26 protein-coding genes are annotated in these 25,773 nt (G+C 59.3%); 9 read left to right on the top strand and 17 right to left on the bottom strand.

The features are described 5' to 3' along the window. The first annotated feature begins 269 nt into the window (after positions 1-269). Together cysZ and BLU63_RS05175 are read left to right on the top strand one after the other, a co-directional pair. Complete coding sequence (gene cysZ / locus BLU63_RS05170; RefSeq protein WP_010463261.1) at positions 270-1,022, top strand: sulfate transporter CysZ; 753 nt, start codon at positions 270-272, stop codon at positions 1,020-1,022. A gap of 40 nt (positions 1,023-1,062) precedes the next feature. Further along, complete coding sequence (locus BLU63_RS05175; protein WP_077747434.1) at positions 1,063-2,262, top strand: glycosyltransferase family 4 protein; 1,200 nt, start codon at positions 1,063-1,065, stop codon at positions 2,260-2,262. 116 nt (positions 2,263-2,378) lie between these two features. Here the strand turns inward: BLU63_RS05175 and BLU63_RS05180 are convergent, their stop codons facing one another. From BLU63_RS05180 to BLU63_RS05190, 3 genes are all read right to left on the bottom strand, one after another. After that, on the bottom strand, positions 2,379-3,482 hold the full coding sequence (locus BLU63_RS05180; RefSeq protein ID WP_077747433.1) for an NADH:flavin oxidoreductase: 1,104 nt from the start codon (positions 3,480-3,482) through the stop codon (positions 2,379-2,381). 188 nt (positions 3,483-3,670) lie between these two features. After that, complete coding sequence (locus BLU63_RS05185; RefSeq protein WP_010463268.1) at positions 3,671-4,153, bottom strand: glutathione peroxidase; 483 nt, start codon at positions 4,151-4,153, stop codon at positions 3,671-3,673. 123 nt (positions 4,154-4,276) lie between these two features. Beyond that, on the bottom strand, positions 4,277-4,762 hold the full coding sequence (locus BLU63_RS05190; protein WP_010463269.1) for an FKBP-type peptidyl-prolyl cis-trans isomerase: 486 nt from the start codon (positions 4,760-4,762) through the stop codon (positions 4,277-4,279). On the opposite strand from BLU63_RS05190, the gene BLU63_RS05195 reads away from it, so the two are divergent. Genes BLU63_RS05195 through BLU63_RS05205 form a run of 3 tightly spaced genes read left to right on the top strand, consistent with a single transcriptional unit; the run spans position 4,731 to position 8,132 of the window. Next, on the top strand, positions 4,731-5,069 hold the full coding sequence (locus tag BLU63_RS05195; protein ID WP_042932938.1) for a DUF3565 domain-containing protein: 339 nt from the start codon (positions 4,731-4,733) through the stop codon (positions 5,067-5,069). The two genes, BLU63_RS05190 and BLU63_RS05195, sit on opposite strands and share 32 nt — an antisense overlap. A gap of 60 nt (positions 5,070-5,129) precedes the next feature. After that, positions 5,130-7,229: a phosphate acetyltransferase gene (gene pta / locus BLU63_RS05200; protein WP_010463273.1), complete on the top strand. Its 2,100-nt coding sequence runs from the start codon at positions 5,130-5,132 to the stop codon at positions 7,227-7,229. Continuing rightward, the gene (locus BLU63_RS05205; protein WP_077747431.1) at positions 7,230-8,132 is read left to right on the top strand and encodes an acyltransferase; all 903 of its coding nucleotides are present in this window, start codon (positions 7,230-7,232) and stop codon (positions 8,130-8,132) included. Between the two features lie 179 nt (positions 8,133-8,311). On the opposite strand, the gene cysN is transcribed toward BLU63_RS05205, so the two are convergent. The 4 genes from cysN to BLU63_RS05230 all read right to left on the bottom strand — a co-directional run bounded on the left by cysN (position 8,312) and on the right by BLU63_RS05230 (position 12,633). Next, entirely contained in the window at positions 8,312-10,210 is a 1,899-nt protein-coding gene (gene cysN / locus BLU63_RS05210; RefSeq protein ID WP_010463277.1) for a sulfate adenylyltransferase subunit CysN, read from the bottom strand. A gap of 53 nt (positions 10,211-10,263) precedes the next feature. Beyond that, positions 10,264-10,605, bottom strand: coding sequence for a four helix bundle protein (locus BLU63_RS05215; protein WP_010463279.1), 342 nt, complete (start codon positions 10,603-10,605; stop codon positions 10,264-10,266). Positions 10,606-10,709: 104 nt separating this feature from the next. Next, positions 10,710-11,627, bottom strand: a complete 918-nt coding sequence (cysD, locus tag BLU63_RS05220) for a sulfate adenylyltransferase subunit CysD (protein ID WP_010463281.1) — start codon at positions 11,625-11,627, stop codon at positions 10,710-10,712. 247 nt (positions 11,628-11,874) lie between these two features. Continuing rightward, positions 11,875-12,633 carry a Nif3-like dinuclear metal center hexameric protein gene (locus tag BLU63_RS05230; protein WP_010463283.1) on the bottom strand — a complete coding sequence of 253 codons (759 nt, stop codon included), beginning with the start codon at positions 12,631-12,633 and terminating at the stop codon, positions 11,875-11,877. A gap of 102 nt (positions 12,634-12,735) precedes the next feature. Here BLU63_RS05230 and algW point away from each other — a divergent pair, with 102 nt between their 5' ends. From algW to BLU63_RS05250, 4 genes are all read left to right on the top strand, one after another. Beyond that, positions 12,736-13,896 (top strand): Do family serine endopeptidase AlgW, encoded by a 1,161-nt coding sequence (algW, locus tag BLU63_RS05235; RefSeq protein WP_010463285.1) that lies wholly within the window; start codon positions 12,736-12,738, stop codon positions 13,894-13,896. Positions 13,897-13,982: 86 nt separating this feature from the next. Further along, positions 13,983-16,088, top strand: a complete 2,106-nt coding sequence (locus tag BLU63_RS05240) for a TonB-dependent siderophore receptor (RefSeq protein WP_083375011.1) — start codon at positions 13,983-13,985, stop codon at positions 16,086-16,088. A 12-nt stretch (positions 16,089-16,100) separates the two neighbouring features. After that, positions 16,101-16,829, top strand: a complete 729-nt coding sequence (locus BLU63_RS05245; protein WP_083375012.1) for a DUF4198 domain-containing protein — start codon at positions 16,101-16,103, stop codon at positions 16,827-16,829. A 279-nt stretch (positions 16,830-17,108) separates the two neighbouring features. Continuing rightward, positions 17,109-17,507, top strand: coding sequence for a hypothetical protein (locus BLU63_RS05250; RefSeq protein WP_083375013.1), 399 nt, complete (start codon positions 17,109-17,111; stop codon positions 17,505-17,507). Between the two features lie 73 nt (positions 17,508-17,580). Here the strand turns inward: BLU63_RS05250 and hisC are convergent, their stop codons facing one another. The 10 genes from hisC to BLU63_RS05300 form a co-directional block, all read right to left on the bottom strand. Then, the gene (hisC, locus tag BLU63_RS05255) at positions 17,581-18,633 is read right to left on the bottom strand and encodes a histidinol-phosphate transaminase (RefSeq protein ID WP_083375014.1); all 1,053 of its coding nucleotides are present in this window, start codon (positions 18,631-18,633) and stop codon (positions 17,581-17,583) included. 2 nt (positions 18,634-18,635) lie between these two features. Further along, the gene (hisD, locus tag BLU63_RS05260) at positions 18,636-19,961 is read right to left on the bottom strand and encodes a histidinol dehydrogenase (RefSeq protein ID WP_083375015.1); all 1,326 of its coding nucleotides are present in this window, start codon (positions 19,959-19,961) and stop codon (positions 18,636-18,638) included. A 126-nt stretch (positions 19,962-20,087) separates the two neighbouring features. After that, positions 20,088-20,723: an ATP phosphoribosyltransferase gene (gene hisG, locus BLU63_RS05265; RefSeq protein ID WP_007901570.1), complete on the bottom strand. Its 636-nt coding sequence runs from the start codon at positions 20,721-20,723 to the stop codon at positions 20,088-20,090. Positions 20,724-20,851: 128 nt separating this feature from the next. Beyond that, positions 20,852-22,117 (bottom strand): UDP-N-acetylglucosamine 1-carboxyvinyltransferase, encoded by a 1,266-nt coding sequence (murA, locus tag BLU63_RS05270; protein ID WP_010463300.1) that lies wholly within the window; start codon positions 22,115-22,117, stop codon positions 20,852-20,854. A gap of 22 nt (positions 22,118-22,139) precedes the next feature. Beyond that, on the bottom strand, positions 22,140-22,379 hold the full coding sequence (locus tag BLU63_RS05275) for a BolA family protein (protein ID WP_007912386.1): 240 nt from the start codon (positions 22,377-22,379) through the stop codon (positions 22,140-22,142). A gap of 114 nt (positions 22,380-22,493) precedes the next feature. Next, complete coding sequence (locus BLU63_RS05280) at positions 22,494-22,799, bottom strand: STAS domain-containing protein (protein ID WP_010463303.1); 306 nt, start codon at positions 22,797-22,799, stop codon at positions 22,494-22,496. After that, a complete protein-coding gene (locus BLU63_RS05285; protein ID WP_010463306.1) occupies positions 22,796-23,449 on the bottom strand; it encodes an MlaC/ttg2D family ABC transporter substrate-binding protein in 654 nt (217 codons plus the stop codon). Before BLU63_RS05285 ends, BLU63_RS05280 begins: the two co-directional genes overlap by 4 nt. An 11-nt stretch (positions 23,450-23,460) precedes the next feature. Continuing rightward, positions 23,461-23,928, bottom strand: coding sequence for an outer membrane lipid asymmetry maintenance protein MlaD (mlaD, locus tag BLU63_RS05290; RefSeq protein ID WP_010463308.1), 468 nt, complete (start codon positions 23,926-23,928; stop codon positions 23,461-23,463). Then, entirely contained in the window at positions 23,928-24,725 is a 798-nt protein-coding gene (gene mlaE, locus BLU63_RS05295) for a lipid asymmetry maintenance ABC transporter permease subunit MlaE (RefSeq protein ID WP_010463310.1), read from the bottom strand. The genes mlaD and mlaE overlap by 1 nt, the downstream gene beginning before the upstream one ends. After that, entirely contained in the window at positions 24,725-25,534 is an 810-nt protein-coding gene (locus BLU63_RS05300; RefSeq protein ID WP_010463312.1) for an ATP-binding cassette domain-containing protein, read from the bottom strand. Before BLU63_RS05300 ends, mlaE begins: the two co-directional genes overlap by 1 nt. Positions 25,535-25,773: the final 239 nt, after the last annotated feature.

A 25,773-nucleotide genomic window follows, 5' to 3' on the forward strand; every position in this document is an offset into this window, starting at 1 on the left:
GGGTTGCCGGCGGGAATAAAAAAGGACCGTTGAAAGCCTTGGGGAAGGCTCGGGTTCGACAGTCCTGTAAAAAGAATGGGTGCAGCGTATCGAGGGGGCGAAGATTAAGGAAATACGGTTTAACAATCCAGCTCATAGGCGGTCTCTATCCGGTCACGATGGATTTATAGGCGCCTTTGTTACAGTTAATGTCGATGTCGCTGCCGCGCTTTCGCCTGTCAGGCAAAGCCGGTAAGGTCGGCGCGTTTACCCTTTGCTCGGAGCACGTTATGCCCGCCCCCGTTCTGTCCGGCCCGCAATACCTGCGCGAAGGCCTCAAGCTGGTCTTGAGCCCCAGCCTGCGTTTGTTCGTATTGTTGCCCTTGGTGATCAACCTCGTGCTGTTCGTCGGATTGATCTACCTGGCCAGCCATCAATTCAGCCTGTGGGTCGATACGCTGATGCCGTCCCTGCCCGACTGGCTGAGTTTTCTCAGTTACGTCCTCTGGCCGATTTTTGTCGTGCTGGTGGTTCTGATGGTGTTTTTCACCTTCACCATGCTCGCCAACGTCATCGCCGCGCCGTTCAACGGCTTCCTGGCGGAGAAGGTCGAAGTGGTGGTGCGTGGCACCGATGACTTCCCGGCGTTCAGTTGGGGTGAACTGGTCGCCATGATCCCGCGCACTCTGTCCCGGGAAATGCGCAAACTCGGCTACTTCCTGCCGCGGGCAATCGGGTTGTTCATTCTCTCGTTCATCCCCGTGGTCAACATCATCGCCGCGCCGCTGTGGCTGCTGTTCGGGGTGTGGATGATGGCGATCCAGTACATCGACTACCCGGCGGACAACCACAAACTGGGCTGGAACGAAATGCTCGCCTGGCTGCGCGAGAAGCGCTGGCAGAGCATGAGTTTTGGCGGGATCGTGTACCTGGTGTTGCTGATTCCGGTGGTCAACATCCTGATGATGCCGGCGGCCGTGGCCGGTGCGACGCTGTTCTGGGTGCGTGAGCGCGGCGCAGAGAATCTGGTGACCCAACGCTGACACCGTCACAAATCCATCATCGAAACGCCACAATGACGACATGCCCCCAGCCGACACTGGGGTCATGACGACAGCTCTGCATATCACCCTCATCACCGAAACCTTCCCACCGGAAATCAACGGCGTGGCCAATACCCTCGGCCGCTTGTGCGATGGCTTGCGCGCGCGCGGGCATCAGGTCGAACTGGTGCGGCCGCGTCAGGGCTGCGATCTTCTGGCGGCCAGCAGCGATGAGTTGCTGCTGTGTCGCGGCTGGCCATTGCCGGGCTATCCGGGTTTGCAATGGGGTCAGTCGTCGATGCACAAGCTGCTGCGGCGCTGGAAACGTCATCGTCCGGACGTGCTCTACATCGCCACGGAAGGGCCGCTGGGATTGTCGGCGTTGCGAGCGGCGCGGCGTTTGGGGATTTCAGTGGTCAGCGGCTTTCACACCAATTTCCAGCAGTACTCCAATCAATACGGGCTCGGCCTGCTGTCGCGCTTGCTGACTCATTACCTGCGCTGGTTTCACAACCGTTCGACGTTGACTCTGGTGCCCAGCATCAGCCAGCGACTGGAACTGGAACGGCGCCATTTCGAACGTCTGGCGTTGTTGTCCCGAGGGGTCGACAGCCAATTGTTTCATCCAGTCAAACGCCTGCAATCTTTACGCGAACAGTGGGGGCTCGCCGAGAAAGACATCGCGGTCATCCACGTCGGACGCCTGGCGCAGGAGAAAAACCTCGGCTTGCTCAAGCGCTGTTTTGACGGCCTGAAGGCCACTTATCCACAGCGCAAACTGAAATTGATCGTGGTCGGCGACGGGCCACAGCGAGGTTTTTTGGAGAAGGAGCTGCCTGACGCGATTTTCTGCGGCTCACAACGAGGCGAAGCGTTGGCCAGTCACTATGCGTCAGCGGACGTATTTCTGTTTCCGAGCCTGACCGAAACCTTCGGCAATGTGGTGCTTGAAGCGCTGGCCTCGGGATTGGGCGTGGTGGCCTACGATCAGGCGGCCGCCGCTCAACATATCCGTCATGGCTACAACGGCGTGTTGGCGATGCCGGGGGACGAAGAGGCGTTCTGCGATGCTGCGACGTGGTTGCTGGAGGAGCGCGAAACCTTGCGTTGCGTGCGGCTCAATGCGCGCCAGCATGCGAGTCGTCAGGGCTGGGCGGCGATTATCGAGCAGTTCGAGGGGCAGTTGCGAGGGGCTTGTGTGGGGGAGTTGGCGGTGCCTGAGGCACAGACCTTATCCTGACTGGTGGGTGACATTGAATCCGTCTTCGCGAGCAGGCTCGCTCCCACAAAGGTTCTGCGTCATTCACAAAACCTGTGGGAGCGAGCCGCTCGCGAAGAGGCCCTTCCAGTCGCTGCTTAAACCAGGGTCATCAATGCCTCACGGCTGAACGGCAGGATGTCTTCCTCACGACCATCACGCACTTTCTGCGCCCAGTCCGGGTCGACCAGCAGCGCACGCCCTACCGCCACCAGATCGAACTCGTCGTTGTTCAAGCGCTCCAGCAGTTTTTCCAGGCTGGCCGGCTGCGCGATCTTGTCAGTGTTGACCATGAACTGCAGGAACTCGCCATCCAGGCCAACGCTGCCCACTGTGATGGTCGGCTTGCCTGTGAGCTTGCGGGTCCAGCCGGCCAGGTTCAGCTCGGAACCGTCGAACTCCGGCTCCCAGAACCGACGCGTCGAGCAGTGGAAAATGTCCACGCCGGCGTCGGACAGCGGCTTGAGGAATTCCCCCAGCGCCTCCGGTGTTTGCACCAGGCGCGCGGTGTAATCCTGCTGCTTCCACTGCGAGAAACGGAAGATGATCGGGAAGCCTTCGCCGACGGCTGCACGCACAGCCTGAATCAATTCGATGGCAAAACGCGAACGGTTGGCCAGGCTGCCGCCGTATTCGTCGGTGCGCTGGTTGCTGCCTTCCCAGAAAAACTGGTCCACGAGGTAACCGTGGGCGCCGTGGATTTCCACGCCGTCCATGCCAATGCTTTGGGCGTCTTTAGCGGCTTGGGCGAACGCGGCGATCACGTCCTGGATATCTTGTTTAGTCATGCCGTGAACCACGACCTGACCGTCCTTCAATTTCTCCGACGGACCGTAACCCGGCACGCTGGCATCCGGCTCGGTGCCGATGCGGCGCACGCTGCCCACATGCCATAACTGCGGAACGATCTTGCCGCCCTCGGCGTGGACTGCGTCGACCACTTTCTTCCAGCCGGCCAGCGCGGCCTCACCGTAGAAATGCGGCACGTTCGGATAGCCGTTAGAGGCCTTGTGCCCGACGGTGGTGCCTTCGGTGACGATCAGGCCGACGCCGGCAGCGGCGCGACGACGGTAGTATTCGATCACTTTGGAATTGGGTACGCCGCCCGGGGAGAAGGAGCGGGTCATCGGCGCCATGACGACACGGGTCGGCAGTTCGAGGCTGCCGAGGTGGAACGGTTTGAACAGGGCTTTGACGGGCATGGGACGCTCCACGAGGAAAATGACTTTATGACGGCGATAATATGGAGAGTCGCAAGCCTTGAACAGCACTATTGATTTGGGTGATTAAGATCCAAAAGCAAAAGATCGCAGCCTCCGACAGCTCCTACAGGGGAAGGTGAACACCCGTAAGAGCTGCCGAAGACTGCGATCTTTTGATGTTTCTTTATTTAGCTCAGCGCTTTTTCAATCGCATGGATGACCGTCGGATCATCCGGCGCTGTGCGCGGCGAGAACCGCGCCAGCACTCGGCCGTCCTTGCCCAGCAGGAATTTTTCGAAGTTCCAGGTGATGTCCCCCGGAAACTCCGCACCCTCGCCCGCGAGCAAACGGTACAGCTGATGACGATCATGACCGTTGACTTCCAGCTTGCTGGACAAAGGAAAGGTCACGCCATAGTTGAGGCTGCAGAATTCCTGGATCTCTTGCTCGGTACCCGGTTCCTGCCCGGCAAACTGGTTGCACGGCAGGCCCAGCACGCTGAAGCCTTTGTCCTTGTATTGCTGGTAGAGGTTTTCCAGCGCCGCGTATTGTGGGGTCAAGCCACATTTGGAAGCGACGTTGACCACAAGCACGACGTGCCCCTTGAGGGGTGCCAGCGGTAGCTCCTGTCCATCCAGGGCTGTCAATTTAAGGTCGTGAAAAGCACTCATGACGAACTCCAGATTCCCGTGTTCTACTCGAAACAGCCACTTGGCGATGTCGCCAGGGACAGCCGCGGACTAAAAAGGCGCCCCTCGGGCGCCTCTCCAGTTCTCTGAGCTTAGCGCAGAAAATCAGTGGTGATGGCCACCTTCGCCATGGACGTGACCATGAGCGACTTCTTCCTGGCTGGCGTCACGGATGGCGATGATCTTGACCTGGAAATTCAGGCGCTGACCGGCCAACGGGTGGTTGCCGTCGACGGTGACATCGTCGCCGTCCAGATCGCGGATGGTAACGATCTGCATCTGGCCGTCAGGCGCGGAAGCGTGGAACTGCATGCCCACTTCCAGTTCGTCGACGCCTTCGAACATGCTGCGGCTCAGGGTGCTGACCAGTTCGGCAGCATATTCGCCATAGGCATCTTCAGGTTCAACGGCTACGGTCAGCTCGTCGCCGACTGCTTTGCCTTCCAGTGCCTTTTCCAGGCCCGGGATGATGTTACCTGCGCCTTGCAGGTAGACCAGCGGCGCGCCGCCGGCGGAGCTGTCGATGACCTCACCAGCGTCGTTGGTCAGGGTATAGTCGATGGAGACAGCCTTATTGGCGGCGATCAGCATGGGGCGAGACCTTTTGCATAAGAATGAAGAATGGCCAAGTTTAGCGAAGCAATCGCCCGAAAGCGAACACAACCCGGACAGACGGATGACGGCGAAAGGCTCGACGGTCACAGGCTTCCATCAAGATGAGGACGGGCACTGGGTGGCCGAGCTTTCCTGCGGTCACACCCAGCACCTGCGCCACCAGCCGCCGTGGCAATCTCGCGCCTGGGTCCTGGACCCCGCGCAACGTATTGAAAAAATAGGCCAGCCCTTTGATTGCGGTTGGTGCGCACAAGCCTCGGTTAGCGATAACCTTGGCGACTGAATTTCGGTAGATCGTCAGCTATAGATGATCGCCATTGCCATGCACCCTTAGAGAATCCGCATGCAAACTTTTTTTATCGCACCCACCGATTTTGGTGTGGGACTGACCTCCATCAGCCTTGGGCTGGTGCGCACCCTTGAGCGCGCCGGCCTCAAAGTCGGCTTTTTCAAACCGATCGCCCAGCCGCATCCGGGTGACACCGGCCCGGAACGCTCCACCGAACTGGTGGCGCGCACCCACGGTTTGAAACCGCCGCAGCCACTCGGTCTGGCTCACGTCGAGCGTATGCTTGGCGACGGTCAGCTGGATGAGCTGCTCGAAGAAATCATCACCCTTTATCAGCAAGCGGCCGTCGGCAAGGACGTGCTGATCGTCGAAGGCATGGTCCCGACCCGCAGCGCCAGTTACGCCGCGCGGGTGAATCTGCACTTGGCAAAAAGCCTCGACGCCGAAGTGATCCTGGTCTCGGCACCGGAAAACGAAGTACTGACCGAACTGTCTGGCCGCGTGGAATTGCAGGCGCAATTGTTCGGAGGCCCCAAAGATCCGAAAGTCCTCGGCGTGATCCTCAACAAGGTCAAGACCGACGAAAGCATGGAGGCGTTCGCTTCGCGCTTGAAGGAACATTCGCCGTTGCTGCGCAGCGGTGATTTTCGCCTGCTCGGCTGCATTCCTTTCCAGCCGGAATTGAACGCGCCGCGCACCCGCGACGTCGCCGACCTGATGGGCGCGCAGATTCTCAATGCCGGCGATTACGAAACCCGGCGCATGACCAAAATCATCATCTGCGCCCGCACCATGCGCAACACTGTGGAGCTGCTCAAGCCCGGCGTGCTGGTGGTGACCCCCGGCGATCGCGACGACATCATCCTCGCCGTCAGCCTCGCCGCCATGAATGGCGTGCCGTTGGCCGGCCTGTTGCTGACCAGCGACACCCTGCCCGATCCGCGCATCATGGACCTGTGCCGTGGCGCATTGCAGGCGGGCTTGCCGGTGTTGTCGGTGAGCACAGGTTCCTACGACACCGCCAACCAGTTGAACGGTCTGAACAAGGAAATCCCGATCGACGACCGCGAGCGTGCGGAGATCATCACCGACTTCGTTGCCAGTCACCTGGATGCCAACTGGCTGCACCAGCGTTGCGGCACTCCGCGTGAAATGCGCCTGTCGCCCGCGGTGTTCCGTTATCAACTGATCCAGCGTGCCCAGGCCGCCAACAAGCGCATCGTCCTGCCCGAAGGCAGCGAGCCGCTGACCGTGCAAGCGGCGGCGATCTGTCAGGCGCGCGGCATCGCCCGTTGCGTGTTGCTGGCGAAACCGGAAGACGTCGAAGCCGTGGCCCGCGCCCAGGGCATCGAGCTGCCGCCGGGTCTGGAGATTCTCGACCCGGACCTGATTCGCGAGCGCTACGTCGAACCGATGGTTGCGCTGCGCAAAAGCAAAAGCCTCAACGCACCGATGGCCGAGCAACAACTGGAAGACACCGTGGTGATCGGCACCATGATGCTGGCGCTGGATGAAGTCGACGGTCTTGTCTCCGGGGTCATCCACTCCACCGCCAACACCATCCGCCCGGCCCTGCAGCTGATCAAGACGGCGCCGGGCTGCACGCTAGTGTCGTCGGTGTTCTTCATGCTGTTTCCCGAAGAAGTGCTGGTCTACGGCGACTGCGTGATGAACCCGCACCCGAGCGCCAGCGAACTGGCCGAGATCGCTCTGCAAAGCGCCGACTCGGCAGCCGCATTCGGCATCACCCCGCGCGTGGCGATGATCAGCTACTCCAGCGGTGAATCGGCCAGCGGCGAAGAAGTCGAAAAGGTTCGCGAAGCGACGCTGCTCGCCCACGAACAACAGAATTCGCTGCTGATCGACGGCCCGTTGCAATACGACGCCGCCGCCAACGAAACCGTGGCCCGGCAACTGGCGCCGAACAGCCAGGTCGCCGGGCGCGCCACGGTGTTCGTGTTCCCCGACCTGAACACAGGCAACACCACGCACAAAGCTGTGCAGCGCAGTGCCGATTGCGTCAGCCTCGGGCCGATGCTGCAAGGCCTGCGCAAACCCGTGAACGACCTGCCGCGCGGCGCGCAAGTCGATGACATCGTGTACACCATCGCGCTGACCGCGATTCAAGCTGCCAACCGACCTTTGGATCTTTAAATGCTGGCTTTTCTACCTGCCGCCGTGCGCGGCGTGATTGCATCGTTGTTGCTGGCGTTAAATACCATTCTGCTGTGCTCGTTTCTGTTCTGCGTAGCGATCATCAAGGTGTTGCCCTTTGCCCTCACCCAGCGCTTCTCGCTCTGGTTGATGAGCCACACCCATGAAGCCTGGATCAGCAACAACAAGGCCTGGATGAACCTGGTCTGCCGCACCCGCTGGCACCTCAGTGGCCTGCAAGGGCTGGACTATAAGCACTCGTACCTGATCACCAGCAACCACCAGAGCTGGGTGGACATCATGGTGTTGCAGTACGTGCTCAACCGGCGCATCCAGCCGCTGAAATTCTTCCTCAAACAGGAACTGATCTGGGTGCCGGTGATTGGCCTGGCCTGGTGGGCGCTCGGTTTTCCGTTCATGAAGCGCTATTCCAAGGCCTACCTGGAAAAGCACCCGGAGAAGAAAGGCAAAGACCTGGAAACCACCCGCAAAACCTGTGACAAGTTTCGCCATAACCCGGTGGGGATTTTCAATTTCGTCGAAGGCACCCGGTTCACTGAAGGCAAGCATGCGCAGCAGAAATCACCGTTCAAGTACCTGCTCAAGCCCAAGGCTGGCGGCATTGCGTTTGTGCTGGATGCGATGGGTGAACAGCTTGAGTCGATCGTCAACGTGACCATTCACTACCCGGCCGGGCGTCCCGGTTACTGGGATCTGCTGTGCGGGAATGTGAAGGATGTGGTGGTGCACTTTCAGGAACTGAAGATTCCGCCGCAGTTCATTGGCAAGAACTACGACCAGGATGGGGAGTATCGCTTGCAGTTTCAGGGCTGGATCAATCAGTTGTGGGAAGACAAGGATGCGTTGCTTGGGCAGATGCATCGGGAGTATCCGGCGAAGTAATCAGGCGCCTGTGCCGGCCTCTTCGCGGGCAAGCCTCGCTCCTACGGATTTGGGGTGATCGCAACCTATGACGCGACACAAACCCGTAGGAGCGAGGCTTGCCGCGAAGGCGTCCAAACAGAAACAAAAAAACCCGCCGATGATCACTCATTGGCGGGTTTTTTATTAACGGCTAACGCTTAGATCGCGCCACGCTTACGCAGCAGATCCAGCACTTGCTTGACGCTTTCTTCCAGCGACAGCGACTGGGTGTCGACGATGAGGTCGGCGTCCAGCGGCACGTCATACGGGAAGGAATCGCCCGGGATGTTATCCCCCGCCGCCGCGTACAAGCCTTGCGGATCACGCTCGGCGCAGACCGTCGGCGAGGCCTGGACGTAGACCGTCAGCAGACGCTCCTTGCCGATCAGTTCCCGAGCCTGCTCACGACCTTCAGCACTCGGCGCCACGAAGGCCGCCAGGGTCAACAGACCGGCTTCGTTGAACTGACGCGCAACGTGCGCGGCACGACGCCAGTTTTCGGTACGCCCGGCGCGATCCTGTGGCAGACCTTTGTTCAGGTCGTGACGCAGGTTCTGACCATCAAGGACAAACACCGCACGACCCAAGTCGAACAGTTTGCGTTCAACCGCGTAAGCCAAGGTGCTTTTGCCCGCGCCCGACAAGCCGCTGAACAACACGGTGGCCGGTTGTTGACCGAAACGCTGGGCGCGTTCTTCGGTGGCCACGTGCGCCAGTTTGCCGTGGTGCGTGCTGCTGCCATGCGCCAACGGCTGGGCGATGATCATGCCGGCGGCCACGGTGCCGTTGGTCAACCGATCGATGACGATGAACGAACCGGTGGTGCGGTTGCTGGCGTAACCGTCCAGTGCGATGGCTGCGTCGAGGCTGACCTTGACCCGACCGATCTCGTTCAGGTTCAACGAGCTGGCAGGACCTTCTTCCAGGGTGTTCACGTCAACACGATTGACGATGCTGGTGATCGAACCCGGCACGTAACTCGTGGCGCGCTTGATGTCGTATTTCTTGCCCGGCAGCATCGGCTCTTCGGCCATCCACACCAGCATGGCGTCGAAAGCGTCGGTCACTTGCGGCTGGTTGTCGGCGTGCACCAGCAAGTCGCCGCGAGAGATGTCGATCTCGTCTTCCATGGTCAGCGTCACCGCTTGACCAGGACCTGCGTGTTCCAGCTCACCTTCGAAAGTGACGATGGATTTCACGCGGCTGCTCTTACCCGACGGCAGCACAACGACTTCGTCGCCCTTGTGCACGACGCCGCTGGCCAGAGTGCCGGCGAAGCCACGGAAGTTCAGGTTCGGACGGTTGACGTACTGCACCGGGAAACGCAGGTCGGTGTAGTTGCGGTCATTGGCGATCTCGACGGTCTCGAGAATCTCCATCAGCGACTGGCCGGTGTACCACGGCGAGCGCTCGGACTTGTTCACCACGTTGTCGCCTTTCAATGCCGACATCGGCACGAAGGCCATGGTGGTCGGCTTGAACGCGATGCCTTCGGCGAACTTCAGGTAATCGGCCTTGATCGACTCGAACACGGTTTCGTCGAAGCCGTTGAGGTCCATCTTGTTGATGGCGACCACGATGTGCTTGATGCCGAGCAACGAGGCGATGAAGCTGTGGCGGCGGGTCTGGGTCTGCACGCCGTAGCGGGCGTCGACCAGGATGATCGCCAGGTCACAGGTGGACGCACCGGTGGCCATGTTGCGGGTGTACTGCTCATGGCCGGGGGTGTCGGCGATGATGAATTTACGCTTGGCGGTGGAGAAATAGCGGTAGGCGACATCGATGGTGATGCCCTGCTCACGCTCGGCCTGCAGGCCGTCGACCAGCAACGCCAGGTCGATGTCTTCGCCGGTGGTGCCGACTTTTTTCGAGTCGCGGGTGATGGCCTCCAGGTGATCTTCGTAGATCATCTTGGAGTCGTGCAGCAGGCGCCCGATCAGGGTGCTCTTGCCGTCGTCGACGTTGCCACAGGTCAGAAAGCGCAGCATTTCCTTGCGTTCGTGCTGGCCCAGGTAGGCGAGGATGTCCTCGCTGATCAAATCAGATGCGTGACTCATTGCATTCGAGCTCCAAGCTGTAAGCTTCAAGCGGCAAGCTTGTCGGCGTACAGCTACTCAGAAATTTTGTTGATCAAGCCGCATAGCATTCTTGAAAGCTCGCGGGTTTCTTTAATCCAATCGTCAGCCAGAGGATCAGTAATGTAGGCAATATCACGGCCGATGAGGATCTGAGTGCGCAACTCACCACACGAGGCTTTTGCCACCCAAAGAAAATGTACTTTTTCCTTGGCACCACAACGCTCCATCCCTTCAGCAATATTGGAAGGCACCGATAGTGCGGAGCGGGTAATTTGATCCTTGAAGCCAAAATCCCCACATCTCGCAAACTCCCTGTAGATCCTTACCGCCAAACACTTACTTCTCTGCCAGACAATCAGCTTCTCGAAATCCATTGCGAGTCATCCGATAACGGCTCGCAGCAACCGGCCACAAGCACCAAACTACGAAATTACGCATACCGCCCTTAACTTGCAGCTTGCCGCTTGTAACTCGAAGCTTAAAAGTACCCCTGACGTTTCTTTTCTTCCATCGAGCCTGCGCCATCGTGATCGATGACTCGGCCCTGGCGTTCGGAAGTTCGCGTCAGGAGCATTTCCTGAATGATGTCGGTCAGGCTGGTGGCCTCGGACTCGACCGCACCGGTCAGCGGGTAGTCACCCAGCGTGCGGAAACGGACTTTTTTCTTGACGATGCGCGCCTTGTCTTCGTCGCTCAGGTGATTGAGCAGGCGTTCGTCATCGATCATGATCCAGGTGCCATTCATCTCGATGACGTCGCGTTCAGCGGCGAAATACAGCGGCACGATCGGGATGCCTTCGAGGTAGATGTACTGCCAGATGTCCAGTTCGGTCCAGTTCGACAACGGGAACACACGAATGGATTCGCCCTTGTTGACGTTGCCGTTGTAGACGTTCCACAGTTCCGGGCGCTGGTTTTTCGGGTCCCAGCGGTGCTTGGTGTCACGGAAGGAGTACACGCGCTCTTTGGCACGGGACTTCTCTTCGTCGCGGCGAGCGCCACCGAAAGCGGCGTCGAAGCCGTACTTGTCGAGAGCTTGTTTCAAGCCTTCGGTTTTCATGATGTCGGTGTGCTTGGCACTGCCGTGGGTCAGCGGGTTGATGCCCTGCGCGACGCCATCGGGATTCACGTGTACCAGCAGGTCAAGGCCGAGTTCTTCAACCATGCGGTCGCGGAACGCGTACATCTCCTTGAACTTCCACCGGGTGTCGACGTGCATCACCGGGAACGGCAGTTTGCCCGGGAAGAATGCCTTGCGCGCAAGGTGCAGCATCACGGCGGAGTCTTTACCGACGGAGTACAGCATCACCGGGTTATCGAACTCGGCGGCGACCTCGCGGATGATGTGGATGCTTTCGGCCTCCAGCTGTTTCAGATGCGTCAGTTTGTCGACCATGGCTACTCACGAAAACGATCTTATGGACGGCCAGCGGGCCGTGTTCGAGCGAGGAATCCTAGCACAGCGTCCTCTTCTAATCAGGACGCGAGCTAGATCGAAAGGGTATATGAATATACCCCCTCGTTTGGGCACCAAAGACCCAGTGGGAGCGAGCTTGCTCGCGATTGCGGTGTATCTGTCACATCAATGTCGCATGTGATGCAGCGATCGCCAGCAGACAGCCACATTTGATTTTTGGTGGTAATCAGATCGGATTCGGACAATCGATGAAGATGTGCTCAAGGGCAAACCGCCGGGCCAGGTAATCACCCAGCGCCTGCACGCCATAGCGCTCGGTGGCGTGATGGCCGGCGGCGATGAAGCTGATGTCGTTTTCCCGGGCGCTGTGGAAGGTCTGCTCGGACGCCTCACCGCTGATATACAAGTCGACGCCAGCCAGCACGGCCTGATCGATGTAACCCTGGCCGCCACCGGTGCACCAGCCGACCCGGCGGATCATCTCGCTGCCTTCGACCAGCAACGGCTCGCGGCCCATGACTTCCTGCACTCGGCGAGCGAAATCACGGGGCGTCATCGGTTCGCTCAACGAGCCAACGAGGCCGACAACCTTGAGATTGTCCGGATCCAGCGGGCCTTCGACCGTGATGTCGAGCTGACGCGCCAGCTGCACGTTGTTACCGACGTCCGGGTGCAGGTCCAGCGGCAAGTGATAGGACAGCAGGCTGATGTCGTGCTTGAGCAGGGTTTTCAACCTACGCTGCTTCATACCGGTGATGCACGGATTCTCGCCTTTCCAGAAATAGCCGTGATGCACCAGCACCAGATCGGCCTGAGCTTCGACTGCGGCGTCGAGCAACGCCTGGCTTGCCGTGACGCCGCTTACGATGCGCATCACCTGCGGCCGACCTTCGACCTGCAAGCCGTTGGGGCAGTAATCGGCAATCCTGGCACTGTTTAGGTAACGATCGGCTTCTTCGACCAGGGTGCTCAAGGCGACGGCCATAAAAGACTCCTAAATATCCCGTTCAGAGGCGAGCTGCGCCTCGTATAATGCGCGACATTATGGGCGGTCTCATGCCGCCTGCAACCTCTCAGGACGTGCTTAATGCTCAAGGCGCTGCGTTTTTCCGGCTGGCCGCTGTTGGCCGGCGTGCTTATCGCTCTGTTGATCATCCAGCGTTACCCGCAGTGGGTCGGGCTTCCGAGCCTCGACGTCAACCTGCAGCAAGCCCCGCAAACCACCACGACGCAGCAAGGTCCGGTGTCCTATGCCGACGCGGTCACCATCGCCGCGCCGTCGGTGGTGAACCTGTACACCACCAAAGTCATCAACAAACCGAACCATCCCTTGTTTGAAGACCCGCAGTTCCGGCGCTTCTTCGGCGACAACTCGCCCAAGCAGAAGCGCATGGAGTCGAGCCTGGGTTCCGGGGTGATCATGAGTCCGGAAGGTTATTTGCTGACCAATAACCATGTCACCAGCGGCGCCGACCAGATCGTGGTCGCGCTCAAGGATGGTCGCGAAACCCTGGCCCGCGTCATCGGCAGCGACCCGGAAACCGACCTCGCGGTGCTGAAAATTGACCTGAAAAACCTGCCGTCGATCACCGTCGGTCGCTCCGACAACATCCGCATCGGTGACGTCGCCCTGGCCATCGGCAACCCGTTCGGCGTCGGTCAGACCGTGACCATGGGCATCATCAGCGCCACTGGCCGTAACCAGTTGGGCCTGAACAACTACGAAGATTTCATCCAGACCGACGCTGCGATCAACCCCGGTAACTCCGGCGGTGCGCTGGTGGATGCCAACGGCAACCTGACCGGCATCAACACGGCGATCTTCTCCAAGTCCGGCGGCTCGCAAGGCATCGGTTTTGCGATCCCGGTCAAACTGGCCATGGAAGTGATGAAGTCGATCATCGAACACGGGCAGGTGATTCGCGGCTGGCTCGGCATCGAAGTGCAACCGTTGAGTCAGGAACTGGCGGAGTCGTTTGGTCTGTCGGGGCGCCCGGGCATTGTGGTCGCAGGGATTTTCCGTGACGGTCCGGCGCAGAAGGCTGGCCTGCAATTGGGTGACGTGATCCTCAGCATCGACGGCGAACCGGCCGGTGATGGTCGGCGCTCGATGAACCAGGTCGCGCGGATCAAACCGACCGACAAGGTCACCATTCAGGTGATGCGCAACGGCAAAGAGCTCAAGCTCACGGCTGAGATCGGCCTGCGTCCGCCGCCGGCGCCGGTTAAAGAGAAAGAAGAAAACTGACCCTGTCCCGAGGATCGCTGGCTAACAGCAGACATTCTCATTAGGCATGTTATATTGTTTCAATATCACTATTGGAACAACATAACATGTCGTCTCGAACAATGGCTTCCGTGGCAGGTCTTGCCCTCGGCCTGCTGGTGGATCCGGTCTTCGCCGAAGAGCCCGGCACCCTCGAACTGGACGCCATCAGCGTCACCTCCGACTACGAATCGCCCACCGGCCCGGTCCAGGGCTACCGTGCCACGCGGTCTGCCAGCGCGACCAAAACCGATACCGCGATCCGCGACATCCCGCAATCCATCAGCGTGATTCCCGTCAGTGTGCTCAATGACCTGGGCAGCACCAGTGTCGAGCGCGCCCTGGATTTTGCTGGCGGTGTATCGAAGCAGAACAACTTCGGTGGCCTGACACTTTACGAATACAGCGTGCGCGGCTTTACCACCTCGGAATTCTACAAGGACGGCTTCAGCGCCAACCGGGGTTATCCGAGCACCCCGGACGTCGCTAACATCGAGCGCATCGAAGTGCTCAAAGGACCCGCCGCCAGTCTCTACGGGCGCGGCGATCCGGGCGGCACGGTGAACATCGTCACCAAGAAACCCCAGCCCGAAGCATTCACCACCCTGCAAACCAGCGCCGGCAGCTGGGACCGCTATCGCACCGCCCTCGACGTCAACACGCCGCTGGATGACGAAGCCAACGTGCTGTCGCGAATCAACCTGGCCGTCGAGGACAACCACAGCTTCCGCGATCACGTCGACAGCCAGCGAGTGTTTGTCGCGCCCTCCTTCAGCTGGCAACTGAACCCGGACACCAGCCTCTTGGTGGAGAGCGAATTCGTCCGTCACAGCTCCACGTTCGATCGCGGCATCGTCGCGCCGAACAACAAATGGAGTGGCGTGTCCCGTTCGACGTTCCTTGGCGAACCCAATGACGGCAACATCGACAACCACAACAACCTGCTGCAAGCAGCCCTCGAACACCATCTCAATGACAACTGGAAGCTGCGCCTGGCCAGCCATTACAAGGAAGGCAAACTCTGGGGCTACGCTTCCGAAAGTCGCCCGCTGAATGCCGACGGCCACACTGTGAATCGGCGCTATCGCGAGCGCGACACAAACTGGCACGACAGCATCACCCAACTCGAATTGCGCGGTCTGTTCGACCTCGGCAGTTGGCAGCACGAACTGCTGATTGGCAGCGAGTATGAAAACTTCCGCAAGAACGAACGGGTCACGACCATTGCCGGCGGCCCCTACGCTATCGACATTTATCAGCCCGTCTACGGTCAGCCGAAACCCAACGGCAAGCGCTCCGGCACCGACCTTTTTGAACACGTCGAAAGCCGGGCGCTGAACCTGCAGGACCAGATTGTCTTCACCGACAAACTGCGCGGCATGCTCGGTGCACGCTTCGAACATTTCGAGCAAAGCATCGACGATCACAGCCGCGGTGCCACCAGCCGCCAAAGCCACGACGCACTGACCCAACGGGCCGGCCTGCTTTATCAGCTGACACCCGAAGTCGGGCTGTTCGCCAACGCCTCCACCTCGTTCAAGCCGAACAACGGCCTGGACGCTGGCGGCCAATCCTTCGACCCGGAAGAAGGCGTCGGTTACGAAGTCGGGATCAAGAGCGAGCTGTTCGACGACCGCTTGAGCACCACCCTCGCCGCCTTCCATATTGAAAAGGAAAACGTCCTTGCACTAGACCCGGGCACGGACACCAGCCGCGCCATGGGCAAGGCCCGCAGCCAGGGATTCGACCTGCAAGTCACCGGGCAAGTGACCGACGCCGTGCGGGTGATCGGTGCCTTCGCCTACATCGACGCCGAGGTCACCGAGGGCGACAAGGTAATTCCCACCGGCAGCCGAATCCTTGGCGTCGCCAAGCGCAGCGGCAGCCTGCTGGGCGTTTATGAATTTCAGGATGGCCATTTACGAGGCTCCGACGTCGGCGCGGCGTTCACTTACGTCGGCGATCGTTCAGGCGAATCCGGCAGCGATTTCGAGCTGCCGTCCTACCACACCGTCGACCTTCTGGCCCATTACAAGGCCAGCAAATACGTCACTGTCGGCCTGAACCTGAACAACCTTTTCGACGAGAAATACTACGAGCGCTCCTATAGCAATTACTGGGTCAACCCCGGTGAGCCGCGCAATTTCACCGTCAGCCTCACACTCAATCTGTAAAAGGAAGTTTCAATGCAAAACCTCAAACCCGCACTGCTCAGCCTGCTGCTCGGCCTGTTGTTTACCGGCCAGGTCTCGGCCCATGGTCTCTGGACCGAACAGCGTCGCGGCAACATCGAAGTGATTTACGGCCACGGCGCCGAAGACAACGCCTTCAAGGCACAAAAAATCAGCGGCGCCTGGGCTTATGACGTCAACGGCAAAATGATCCCGGTGACCGTCCAGCGCCTGGCCGATCACGCACGTCTGCAACCGCTGAAGCCGCCTGCCGTGATGGCGGTGGCGCTGGACAACGGCATGTGGTCGCAAACGGCGGATAAAAAATGGATCAACGAAGGACGCAGCAAAGTGCCGGGGGCCATCGAGTCGACACAGACGTTCAAATACAGCCTGGCGATTTATCAGCCTGGGGCGAAGTTACCCAAGCTTGATCAGATGAAACTGCTGATTCTGCCGGAGGTTGATCCTCTGACGGTCGGACCGGGCAAGTTGCTGCCCGTGCAGGTGTTATTGGATGGGAAGCCGGCGGCGGGGGTGAAGTTGATTGGCGACTATCGAAGTGCGCCGAATACATTGAGTACCGAGACAGATGAGGACGGGCGTGCGCAGGTGGTGGTGCGTAATGAAGGGTTGAACGTGATTTCGGCGCAGATGGAGATCGTGCTGAAGGACAATCCGGATGTGGCGACGCGGGGGGTGTTCAGTTCGCTGACGTTTCTGGGCGAACCGCATCACGAGTAACCCTCTGTAGGCGCGCACGGTGCGGCGGTCCGACTTGCCCGTGGAGAACGATGGCGTGGCGTAACAGCTAAATCGCGTCAGGGTTCTTCGCGGCCAGAACTATCTTCCTGCCACACCTGAAGTATTTGATATGCAAGAACAGAAACTTATTCCAAATAAAGCTAATGAACTGTCATTTATGACAGTACCTTTCGAAAGCTCCCGTCGTTAACGTTAATACCGCAGGAGGAATGACGCTTTTGTCTTCCACTCTTAATTTGACCGAAGGGAGCTTTATTCATGGCCACACAAAAATCTCAAAAGGACTCAGGTACTTTTAATGCAACAATCAGTGTTGACCCTCACTTTAGTGCGGCCGAAGTTAAACTTCACAAGTTTGCGGGGGAAAAACCTGCTGGATATATCCGCGGGACAAAAAACACGCTTTCAATTTTTATCGGATTTCCGACTGGAATCGTCGACAATCAAAAAGTAACAAAAAAATACCCAGATGATTTCAACGAGAACGATCCTAAGTGGGTTCTCTTTGACGGTACGAACAGCCACCATGTTAAAACCGGTTCGATAACAGTGACGTTCACTGAAGGCATGACAAAGGCCAAAGGTGAATTTGAGTTCATCACAGATGATTCATCGCCGCGGACAGTTACCGGCGAGTTTGACGTACAACAAAGCTGATCCGTTACAGCGACGGCACTGATCAGGCTCCTACTTCCAAGCCCGATCAGTGCCCCCATTACCGACCGACGTCTTACAAATTCCCCAAACCATCAATCAGTGCCTGGTTCTGTTCCGGCGTGCCGATGGAAATCCGCAGGAACTGGGCAATCCTCTCTTGCTTGAAGTGCCGGACGATCACGCCTTGCTCGCGCAATTTCGCCGCCAGCCCGGCCGCGTCGTGCTTTGGATGACGGGCAAAAATGAAGTTCGCCGCCGACGGCAGCACTTCAAAGCCCTTCGCTTCAAGTTGCGCAACCACCCACTCACGATGCTCGATGACCAACCGGCACGTCTTGTCGAAGTACTCGCGATCCTCGAACGCCGCCGCCGCCCCGACATTTGCCAGGCGATCCAGCGGATAGGAGTTGAAGCTGTTCTTGATCCGCTCCAGCGCCTCGATCAAATCCGGATGCCCCACCGCCAGGCCCACCCGCAGGCCGGCCAGCGAGCGGGATTTGGACAAGGTCTGAGTCACCAGCAGGTTCGGATAACGGTCCACCAGGCTGATCGCCGTCTCGCCACCGAAGTCGATGTAGGCCTCATCCACCACAACCACCGAATCCGGGCTGGCCTTGAGGATTTGCTCAACCGCGTCCAGTGCCAGCAGGCAACCGGTCGGTGCGTTCGGGTTCGGGAAGATGATCCCGCCGTTTGGTCGGGCGTAGGCCGCCGGGTTGATCTGGAACTGCTCGTCCAGCGGCACCGCGTCGAACTGGATGCCATACAACCCGCAGTAGACCGGATAGAAGCTGTAGCTGATGTCCGGGAACAGCACCGCTTTGTCGTGTTGCAGCAAGCCGTGGAAGATGTGCGCCAGGACTTCATCGGAACCGTTGCCGAGGAACACCTGGTTGGTCTGCACGCCGTAATACGTAGCCACGGCGTTTTTCAGCAGATCGCTGTTCGGGTCCGGGTACAGACGCAGGTTGTCGTTGAGTTCGGTCTGCATCGCCGCCAGCGCTTTTGGCGATGGGCCGTAAGGATTTTCGTTGGTGTTGAGCTTCACCAGTTTCGCCAGTTTCGGCTGCTCGCCCGGCACGTAAGGCACCAGATCCTTGACGAACGGGCTCCAGAATTTACTCATGCTCAGTTCCCCTTTTGCTCATCAACGATGCGGTATTCGGCGCTGCGGGCGTGGGCAGTCAGCGACTCGCCACGGGCCAGCACGGAAGCGGTCTTGCCCAGTTCGGACGCACCCTGCTCGGAGCAGAAGATGATCGACGAGCGTTTCTGGAAGTCGTACACACCCAGCGGCGAAGAGAACCGCGCGGTGCCGGACGTCGGCAACACGTGGTTCGGGCCTGCGCAGTAATCGCCCAGGGCTTCAGAGGTGTGACGGCCCATGAAGATCGCGCCGGCGTGACGGATCAGCGGCAGCCAGACTTGCGGATCGGCGACCGACAACTCCAGGTGTTCCGGCGCAATGCGGTTGGCCACTTCGATGGCCTGCTCCATGTCGCGAACCTTGATCAACGCACCACGGCCATTGATCGAGGTTTCGATGATCTGGGCGCGCTCCATGGTCGGCAGCAGTTTGGCGATGCTGGCCGCGACCTTGTCCAGGAACTCTGCGTCCGGGCTGACCAGAATCGCCTGGGCGTCTTCGTCGTGCTCGGCCTGGGAGAACAGGTCCATGGCGATCCAGTCCGGATCGGTATGGCCATCGCACACCACGAGGATTTCCGACGGACCGGCGATCATGTCGATGCCGACCTGGCCGAACACATGGCGCTTGGCGGTGGCGACATAGATATTGCCCGGGCCAACCACCTTGTCGACCTTCGGCACGCTTTCGGTACCGTAAGCCAATGCGGCAACCGCTTGCGCGCCGCCAATGGTGAAAACGCGGTCAACACCGGCGATGCACGCCGCCGCCAGCACCAGCTCGTTGATTTCACCGCGCGGTGTCGGCACCACCATGACCACTTCGGTCACACCGGCGACCTTGGCCGGAATTGCATTCATCAACACGGAGGATGGGTACGACGCCTTGCCGCCCGGGACGTACAGACCGGCGCGATCCAGTGGCGTGACCTTCTGGCCCAGCACCGTGCCATCAGCTTCGGTGTAGGTCCAGGAATCCTGTTTCTGTTTTTCGTGGTAGCTGCGCACGCGGGCCGCGGCTTTTTCCAGCGCTTCACGCTGAGGCACGGTGATGCGGGTCAGGGCCAGTTCCAGGCGTTCGCGCGGCAGGATCAGATCCGCCATGGACGCAACGTCCAGGCCGTCGAACTGCCGGGTGAAGTCCACCAGCGCTGCGTCGCCACGCTCGCGCACGGCTTTGATGATGTCCAGCACTCGCTGATTGACCGAGTCGTCAGACACACTTTCCCAGCTCAGCAGATGATCCAGATGATGCGCGAAATCCGGGTCAGCAGCATTGAGTCGGCGAATTGCAGTCGGTGCGGTCATAGCGAGAGCCTCATAGGAATGGCAAAAACTCAGGCGCCCTAACTTAGCAGTCGTTTCCGCTTGGGCACCTGAGAATTCTGGCTATGAGGCGGATAGACGGGCGCGACTTAACGTCGCGCAGGTGAATCAGCCGCGGTGTCGAGACTCCACTGCCTTGCGCAGGGTGTCGATCAACGCCTGGATACGGGCATGCTGCATTTTCATCGACGCTTTGTTGACGATCAGCCGGGAGCTGATGTCAGCGATGAAATCCTGGGGTTCCAGGCCATTGGCACGCAAGGTGTTACCGGTGTCGACCACGTCGATAATCTTGTCCGCCAGACCGATCAGCGGCGCCAGCTCCATCGAGCCGTAGAGCTTGATGATGTCGACCTGACGGCCCTGCTCGGCGTAGTAACGCTTGGCAACGTTGACGAACTTGGTCGCTACCCGCAGGCGGCCCTTGGGTTCGACATCACCGACACGGCCGGCGGTCATCAGCTTGCAGAGGGCAATTCGCAAGTCCAGCGGTTCGTACAGACCCTGGCCACCATATTCCATCAGCACATCTTTACCGGCGACGCCCAGGTCCGCGGCACCATGCTCGACGTAGGTCGGCACATCGGTGGCGCGCACGATCAGCAGGCGCACGTCGGCCTGGGTCGTGGGGATAATCAACTTGCGGCTCTTGTCCGGATTCTCGGTCGGCACGATGCCCGCTTCAGCCAGAAGCGGCAGGGTGTCGTCAAGGATGCGGCCCTTGGACAGTGCGATGGTCAACATGGGAAACGTCAGTCCTTATCAGGCTACTGATGCCCGGTCGCAAACGGCGCCGGACACACATCGAGCCAGAAACTGGCTCGACTTGAAACAAATTCAACGGACGCGTCCCTGCGCCCATGCAGCAGAAACTAGCCCGGTACGCGGCGAATCTTGGCGCCGAGCATCTGCAGTTTCTCTTCGATGCACTCGTAACCACGGTCGATGTGGTAGATGCGGTCGATCAGGGTGTCGCCTTCGGCGATCAGTGCCGAGATTACCAGGCTGGCCGAAGCACGCAGGTCGGTGGCCATCACTGGCGCGCCTTTCAGCTTTTCGGTACCGGTGACGATGGCCGTGTTGCCTTCCACCTGGATCTTGGCGCCCATGCGGTGCAGTTCGTAAACGTGCATGAAGCGGTTTTCGAAGATCGTCTCGATCACGGCGCCCGTGCCTTCGGCAATGGCGTTGAGGGAGATGAACTGCGCCTGCATGTCGGTCGGGAACGCCGGGTACGGAGCGGTCCGCACGTTGACGGCTTTTGGCCGCTTGCCGTGCATGTTCAGCTCGATCCAGTCTTCGCCGCAGGTGATTTCCGCGCCCGATTCCTTGAGTTTCTCAAGAACCGCTTCGAGGATGGTCGGATCAGTGTCCTTGACCTTCACGCGACCGCCGGTGACGGCTGCCGCCACCAGGTAGGTGCCGGTTTCAATACGGTCAGGCATCACTTTGTAGGTGGTCGGGTGCAGACGCTCAACGCCATCGATGGTGATGGTGTCGGTGCCGGCGCCAGTGATCTTGGCACCCATGGCAATCAGGAAGTTCGCCAGGTCGATGACTTCAGGTTCGCGAGCGGCGTTCTGCAACACGCTGCGGCCCTTGGCCAGGGCGGCGGCCATCATGATGTTTTCGGTACCGGTCACGCTGACGGTGTCGAAGAAGAAGTGCGCACCGCGCAAGCCGCCTTCTGGCGCCTTGGCCTTGATGTAGCCGCCTTCGACGTCGATGACCGCGCCCATGGCTTCGAGACCACGGATGTGCAGGTCAACCGGACGCGAACCAATGGCGCAACCGCCAGGCAGGGCGACTTCGGCTTCACCGAAACGGGCAACCATCGGGCCCAGCACCAGGATCGATGCGCGCATGGTTTTCACCAGCTCATACGGTGCGATCAGGGTCTTGATGGTGCGCGGGTCGATTTCGACGCTGAGCTTCTCGTCGATCACCGGCTCAATGCCCATGCGGCCGAACAGCTCGATCATGGTGGTGATGTCGTGCAGGTGCGGCAGGTTGGCAACCGTTACCGGGCCATCGCACAGCAGGGTTGCAGCCAGGATCGGCAGGGCAGAGTTCTTCGCCCCGGAGATGCGGATTTCGCCATCAAGACGAACGCCGCCAGTAATAATCAATTTATCCATAAGAATCTCGACGCCCTTGGGCTCAGGTGCGCTCGGCCCAGGCCGCGCTGCTGAAAAATTTCATAGTGACCGCATGGATGCTGCCATCGGTGATCCATGGGTTCAAATGGGCATAGATCTGCTGCTGACGCTTCACCGGGCTTAACGCCGCCAGTTCATCGCTAATCACGTTCAGCTGGAAATTGCAGCCTTCGCCCTCAACTTCTACCAACGTTCCGGGCAGCTTTCCTTCAAGGAAGCTCTTCACTTCTACGGCCTGCATGCTCAACCTCAATCGGCGCCCTGTGCGCGCGGGTCGGACATCATACAAAAAAGCCCCGCGCCTGCGAACCCCGCGAAGCAGGACTCTGACGGGGGGCTTCTTTATAGATGCTGGTTAGGGATGCGCCAACAGCTCGGTCAATTCGCTGACCTGAGCGATTTCACGCATGTCTTCTGGCATTCCGCGGATGCTCAGCGCCTTGCCGGCCGCCTCTGCATCGCGCATGAAGCACAGCAGCAGGGACAAGCCTACGCTGCTGGACTTCAACACTGCCGAACAATCAACCACCAGTTCGGCGGCCTTGCTGGACTTGATCAACGCCTGCCCCTGCTTGCGCAGACCAGGGCCGGTGCGGTAATCCAGCATGCCGCTCAGTCGCAGCTCGCCGGTTTCGCTCATGCGAATGGCCGACACACTCATTGGGCAGACTTCTCGGAGGCGTCTGCGGTTTTATCCTTGGCCTTGGCGACTTCCCCGGCCCAACCGTTGATGGTCTTGTCCAGGTCATTGCCATTGCGCTGCATCGCATCGGCGAACTGATCGCGGAACAGCTTGCCGATATTGATGCCGTTGATGATCACGTTGCGCAGTTTCCACTCGCCGTTGATTTTCTCGAGAGTGTAAGACACAGGATAGATCGAGCCGTTGGAGCCTTTGACCGTCATGGCAACGCTGGTACGGTCTCCGGACTCATCCTTGGCAGGGTCGACGGTGATGCCCTGATTGTTGTACTCGAGCAAGGCGTTGCCATAGAACTGGAACAGACCTCTCTTGAAGTTTTCTTCGAAGGTCTTCATCTGCGCCGGCGTTGCTTTGCGCGAGTATTTGACCGTCATGATGCTTTTGGAAATGCCCTCGGCATCCACGACCGGCCCGACGATGGTGTTCAGCGCCGTGTAAAAGTCTTGTGGGTCCTGCTTGTACTTCTCTTTGTTGGCCGACAGGTCTGCAAGCAACCGAGTCGTGGTGTCCTGCACGATTTCGTGCGCTGAGGGCGCTGCCACGGCGTTAGCCATCAACGGCAGGGCCGCGAGTAATACCAACAGGCCACGTCGCAAGGTAGAGATCATTCAAAAGCTCCTCATTTGGCGTCTTTGCTAACGGTATTGAGCAGGAATTTACCGATCAGGTCCTCGAGCACCAGCGACGACTGGGTGTCGTGGATGGTTCCACCATCCTTGAGCAAGCCTTCTTCGCCGCCCACGCTGATACCGATGTACTTCTCGCCCAACAGGCCAGCGGTCAGGATAGATGCAGTGGAGTCGGTCGGCAGGTTATCTACGCGCTTTTCCAGCTGCATCGTCACTCGACCGGTGAAACTGTCGCGGTCCAGATCGATCGCCGTGACCTTGCCGATGGTCACACCGGCCATGGTCACTTTAGCTCTGACCGTCAAACCGGCGATATTGTCGAAATATGCATAAAGTTTATAAGTATCGGTGGTGGCACTTGGGGACAGGCCACTGACCCGCAACGCTAGCAACAGCAAAGCCAGGATGCCAGCCAGCAAGAAAAGGCCGACACCGATTTCCAGGGTGCGGTTTTGCATCAGAAATCTCCAAACATCAAGGCGGTCAAAATAAAGTCCAGGCCGAGCACAGCCAAAGAGGCGTACACCACGGTCTTGGTAGTGGCACGACTGATCCCCTCGGAAGTGGGCTCGCAGTCATAGCCTTGGAATACGGCGATCCAGGTCACGACGAAGGCAAAGACGATGCTCTTGATGATGCCGTTGAGCACATCATCGGTGAACGTCACGCTGTTCTGCATGTTGGACCAGTAGGAACCTTCATAGACACCCAGCCAGTCGACAGCCACCCACGAACCGCCCCAGATACCCACCACGCTGAAAATCATCGCCAGCACTGGCAGGGAAATGAAGCCGGCCCACAGGCGCGGGGCAATGATGTACTTGAGCGGGTCGACGCCAATCATTTCCAGACTGGACAACTGTTCGGTGGACTTCATGTTGCCGATTTCGGCGGTCAGCGCCGAACCTGCACGCCCGGCGAACAGCAGTGCCGTGACCACGGGGCCGAGTTCGCGCAACAGCGTCAGCGCAACCATCTGCCCCACCGCCTGCTCCGAACCGTAGCTGGACAGGATGTTGAAGCCTTGCAGCGCCAGCACCATGCCGATGAACACCCCGGAGACCACAATGATCACCAGGGACATCACGCCCACCGAATGCAGTTGCTTGATCAGCAGGCCAAAGCCGCCGCCGATACCACCGCGACCGAGCAAGGCATGAAACAGGAAAATCGCCGAACGGCCGAACACCGCCAGCACATCGATGCCGGCATGGCCGAACCGACGCACGCGTTCCAATAGTGAAATCTTGCGCATCAACGCTTCCCCAGAAGATCTGCGCGGTAATCCGTCGCTGGAAAGTGGTATGCGACCGGACCGTCGGGATCGCCGGTCATGAATTGACGAATCCGCGGTTCCTGCGAGTTCATCAGCTCCTCGGGAGTGCCCTGCCCCAACACCTGGCCGTCGCCCACCACATAGATGTAGTCGGCGATGCTGGCGGTCTCGGCCAGATCATGGGAGACCACGATACTGGTGATGCCCAACGCATCGTTGAGCAAGCGGATCAGGCGCACCAACACGCCCATGGCGATAGGGTCCTGGCCGACAAAGGGTTCGTCATACATGAGGATCTGCGGATCGAGGGCAATCGCCCGCGCCAGCGCGACACGGCGCTTCATGCCACCGGACAGTTCGTCAGGCATCAGCTCGATGGCGCCACGCAACCCCACGGCCTGCAATTTGAGCAGGACGATGTCACGGATCATTTCTTCCGGCAGCTCGGTATGAACGCGCAGCGGAAAGGCGACGTTCTCGAACACGTCGAGGTCGGTAAACAGCGCGCCGCTCTGGAACAGCACACCCATATGCTTGCGCGCATCGAACAGATCGCTGCGCGACAGCTTTGGCAGGTTCTGGCCATTGACCCAGACTTCGCCCTTGGTGGGCCGCAACTGCGCGCCCATCAACCGCAACAGCGTGGTCTTGCCACACCCGGAAGGCCCCATGATGCCGGTGACCTTGCCGCGCGGGATACGGATATCGACGTTATTGAAAATGCTGCGCGCACCGCGCTTGAAGGACAGTCCCTTCAGCTCGACCGCGTAGGCGTTATCGGCACTCATCTAAACTCCTTGCGATGCAGCCTCACACTCGGACGCCTGTCTTTCTGACGAAAGCACATACCTCCCCGGGCAGGCCGAACTGGCGGCGAACTATATCACTGCAAAGGCCAAGCGCCCAAGGCCCACGCCGGCCCATGTTCAGCAACTTGACAGGCAAAAAGCCTTGTTCAGAAGGGATTCAGTAACAGGGAATGACAAAGCGTGACGAACTTGCGTGAGGGTTTTGATCATTACCGCTA

The sequence above is a fragment of the Pseudomonas mandelii genome, from assembly GCF_900106065.1.
GTDB lineage: Bacteria > Pseudomonadota > Gammaproteobacteria > Pseudomonadales > Pseudomonadaceae > Aquipseudomonas > Aquipseudomonas mandelii.

What these genes read in the sequence shown, in the direction of transcription:
- BLU63_RS05205 (WP_077747431.1), top strand. Translation starts at nt 7,230, where the DNA reads ATGCTGGCTTTTCTACCTGCCGCCGTGCGCGGCGTGATTGCATCGTTG.
- BLU63_RS05175 (WP_077747434.1), top strand. Translation starts at nt 1,063, where the DNA reads ATGCCCCCAGCCGACACTGGGGTCATGACGACAGCTCTGCATATCACC.
- BLU63_RS05185 (WP_010463268.1), bottom strand. Translation starts at nt 4,153, where the DNA reads ATGAGTGCTTTTCACGACCTTAAATTGACAGCCCTGGATGGACAGGAG.
- BLU63_RS05300 (WP_010463312.1), bottom strand. Translation starts at nt 25,534, where the DNA reads ATGAGTGCCGATAACGCCTACGCGGTCGAGCTGAAGGGACTGTCCTTC.
- BLU63_RS05280 (WP_010463303.1), bottom strand. Translation starts at nt 22,799, where the DNA reads ATGAGTGTGTCGGCCATTCGCATGAGCGAAACCGGCGAGCTGCGACTG.
- murA (WP_010463300.1), bottom strand. Translation starts at nt 22,117, where the DNA reads ATGGATAAATTGATTATTACTGGCGGCGTTCGTCTTGATGGCGAAATC.
- BLU63_RS05190 (WP_010463269.1), bottom strand. Translation starts at nt 4,762, where the DNA reads ATGCTGATCGCCGCCAATAAGGCTGTCTCCATCGACTATACCCTGACC.
- cysZ (WP_010463261.1), top strand. Translation starts at nt 270, where the DNA reads ATGCCCGCCCCCGTTCTGTCCGGCCCGCAATACCTGCGCGAAGGCCTC.
- BLU63_RS05195 (WP_042932938.1), top strand. Translation starts at nt 4,731, where the DNA reads ATGGAGACAGCCTTATTGGCGGCGATCAGCATGGGGCGAGACCTTTTG.
- mlaE (WP_010463310.1), bottom strand. Translation starts at nt 24,725, where the DNA reads ATGCGCAAGATTTCACTATTGGAACGCGTGCGTCGGTTCGGCCATGCC.
- BLU63_RS05180 (WP_077747433.1), bottom strand. Translation starts at nt 3,482, where the DNA reads ATGCCCGTCAAAGCCCTGTTCAAACCGTTCCACCTCGGCAGCCTCGAA.
- BLU63_RS05275 (WP_007912386.1), bottom strand. Translation starts at nt 22,379, where the DNA reads ATGCAGGCCGTAGAAGTGAAGAGCTTCCTTGAAGGAAAGCTGCCCGGA.
- pta (WP_010463273.1), top strand. Translation starts at nt 5,130, where the DNA reads ATGCAAACTTTTTTTATCGCACCCACCGATTTTGGTGTGGGACTGACC.
- cysN (WP_010463277.1), bottom strand. Translation starts at nt 10,210, where the DNA reads ATGAGTCACGCATCTGATTTGATCAGCGAGGACATCCTCGCCTACCTG.
- BLU63_RS05285 (WP_010463306.1), bottom strand. Translation starts at nt 23,449, where the DNA reads ATGATCTCTACCTTGCGACGTGGCCTGTTGGTATTACTCGCGGCCCTG.
- BLU63_RS05245 (WP_083375012.1), top strand. Translation starts at nt 16,101, where the DNA reads ATGCAAAACCTCAAACCCGCACTGCTCAGCCTGCTGCTCGGCCTGTTG.
- mlaD (WP_010463308.1), bottom strand. Translation starts at nt 23,928, where the DNA reads ATGCAAAACCGCACCCTGGAAATCGGTGTCGGCCTTTTCTTGCTGGCT.
- BLU63_RS05250 (WP_083375013.1), top strand. Translation starts at nt 17,109, where the DNA reads ATGGCCACACAAAAATCTCAAAAGGACTCAGGTACTTTTAATGCAACA.
- hisC (WP_083375014.1), bottom strand. Translation starts at nt 18,633, where the DNA reads ATGAGTAAATTCTGGAGCCCGTTCGTCAAGGATCTGGTGCCTTACGTG.
- BLU63_RS05240 (WP_083375011.1), top strand. Translation starts at nt 13,983, where the DNA reads ATGTCGTCTCGAACAATGGCTTCCGTGGCAGGTCTTGCCCTCGGCCTG.
- algW (WP_010463285.1), top strand. Translation starts at nt 12,736, where the DNA reads ATGCTCAAGGCGCTGCGTTTTTCCGGCTGGCCGCTGTTGGCCGGCGTG.
- BLU63_RS05230 (WP_010463283.1), bottom strand. Translation starts at nt 12,633, where the DNA reads ATGGCCGTCGCCTTGAGCACCCTGGTCGAAGAAGCCGATCGTTACCTA.
- cysD (WP_010463281.1), bottom strand. Translation starts at nt 11,627, where the DNA reads ATGGTCGACAAACTGACGCATCTGAAACAGCTGGAGGCCGAAAGCATC.
- hisG (WP_007901570.1), bottom strand. Translation starts at nt 20,723, where the DNA reads ATGTTGACCATCGCACTGTCCAAGGGCCGCATCCTTGACGACACCCTG.
- hisD (WP_083375015.1), bottom strand. Translation starts at nt 19,961, where the DNA reads ATGACCGCACCGACTGCAATTCGCCGACTCAATGCTGCTGACCCGGAT.
- BLU63_RS05215 (WP_010463279.1), bottom strand. Translation starts at nt 10,605, where the DNA reads ATGGATTTCGAGAAGCTGATTGTCTGGCAGAGAAGTAAGTGTTTGGCG.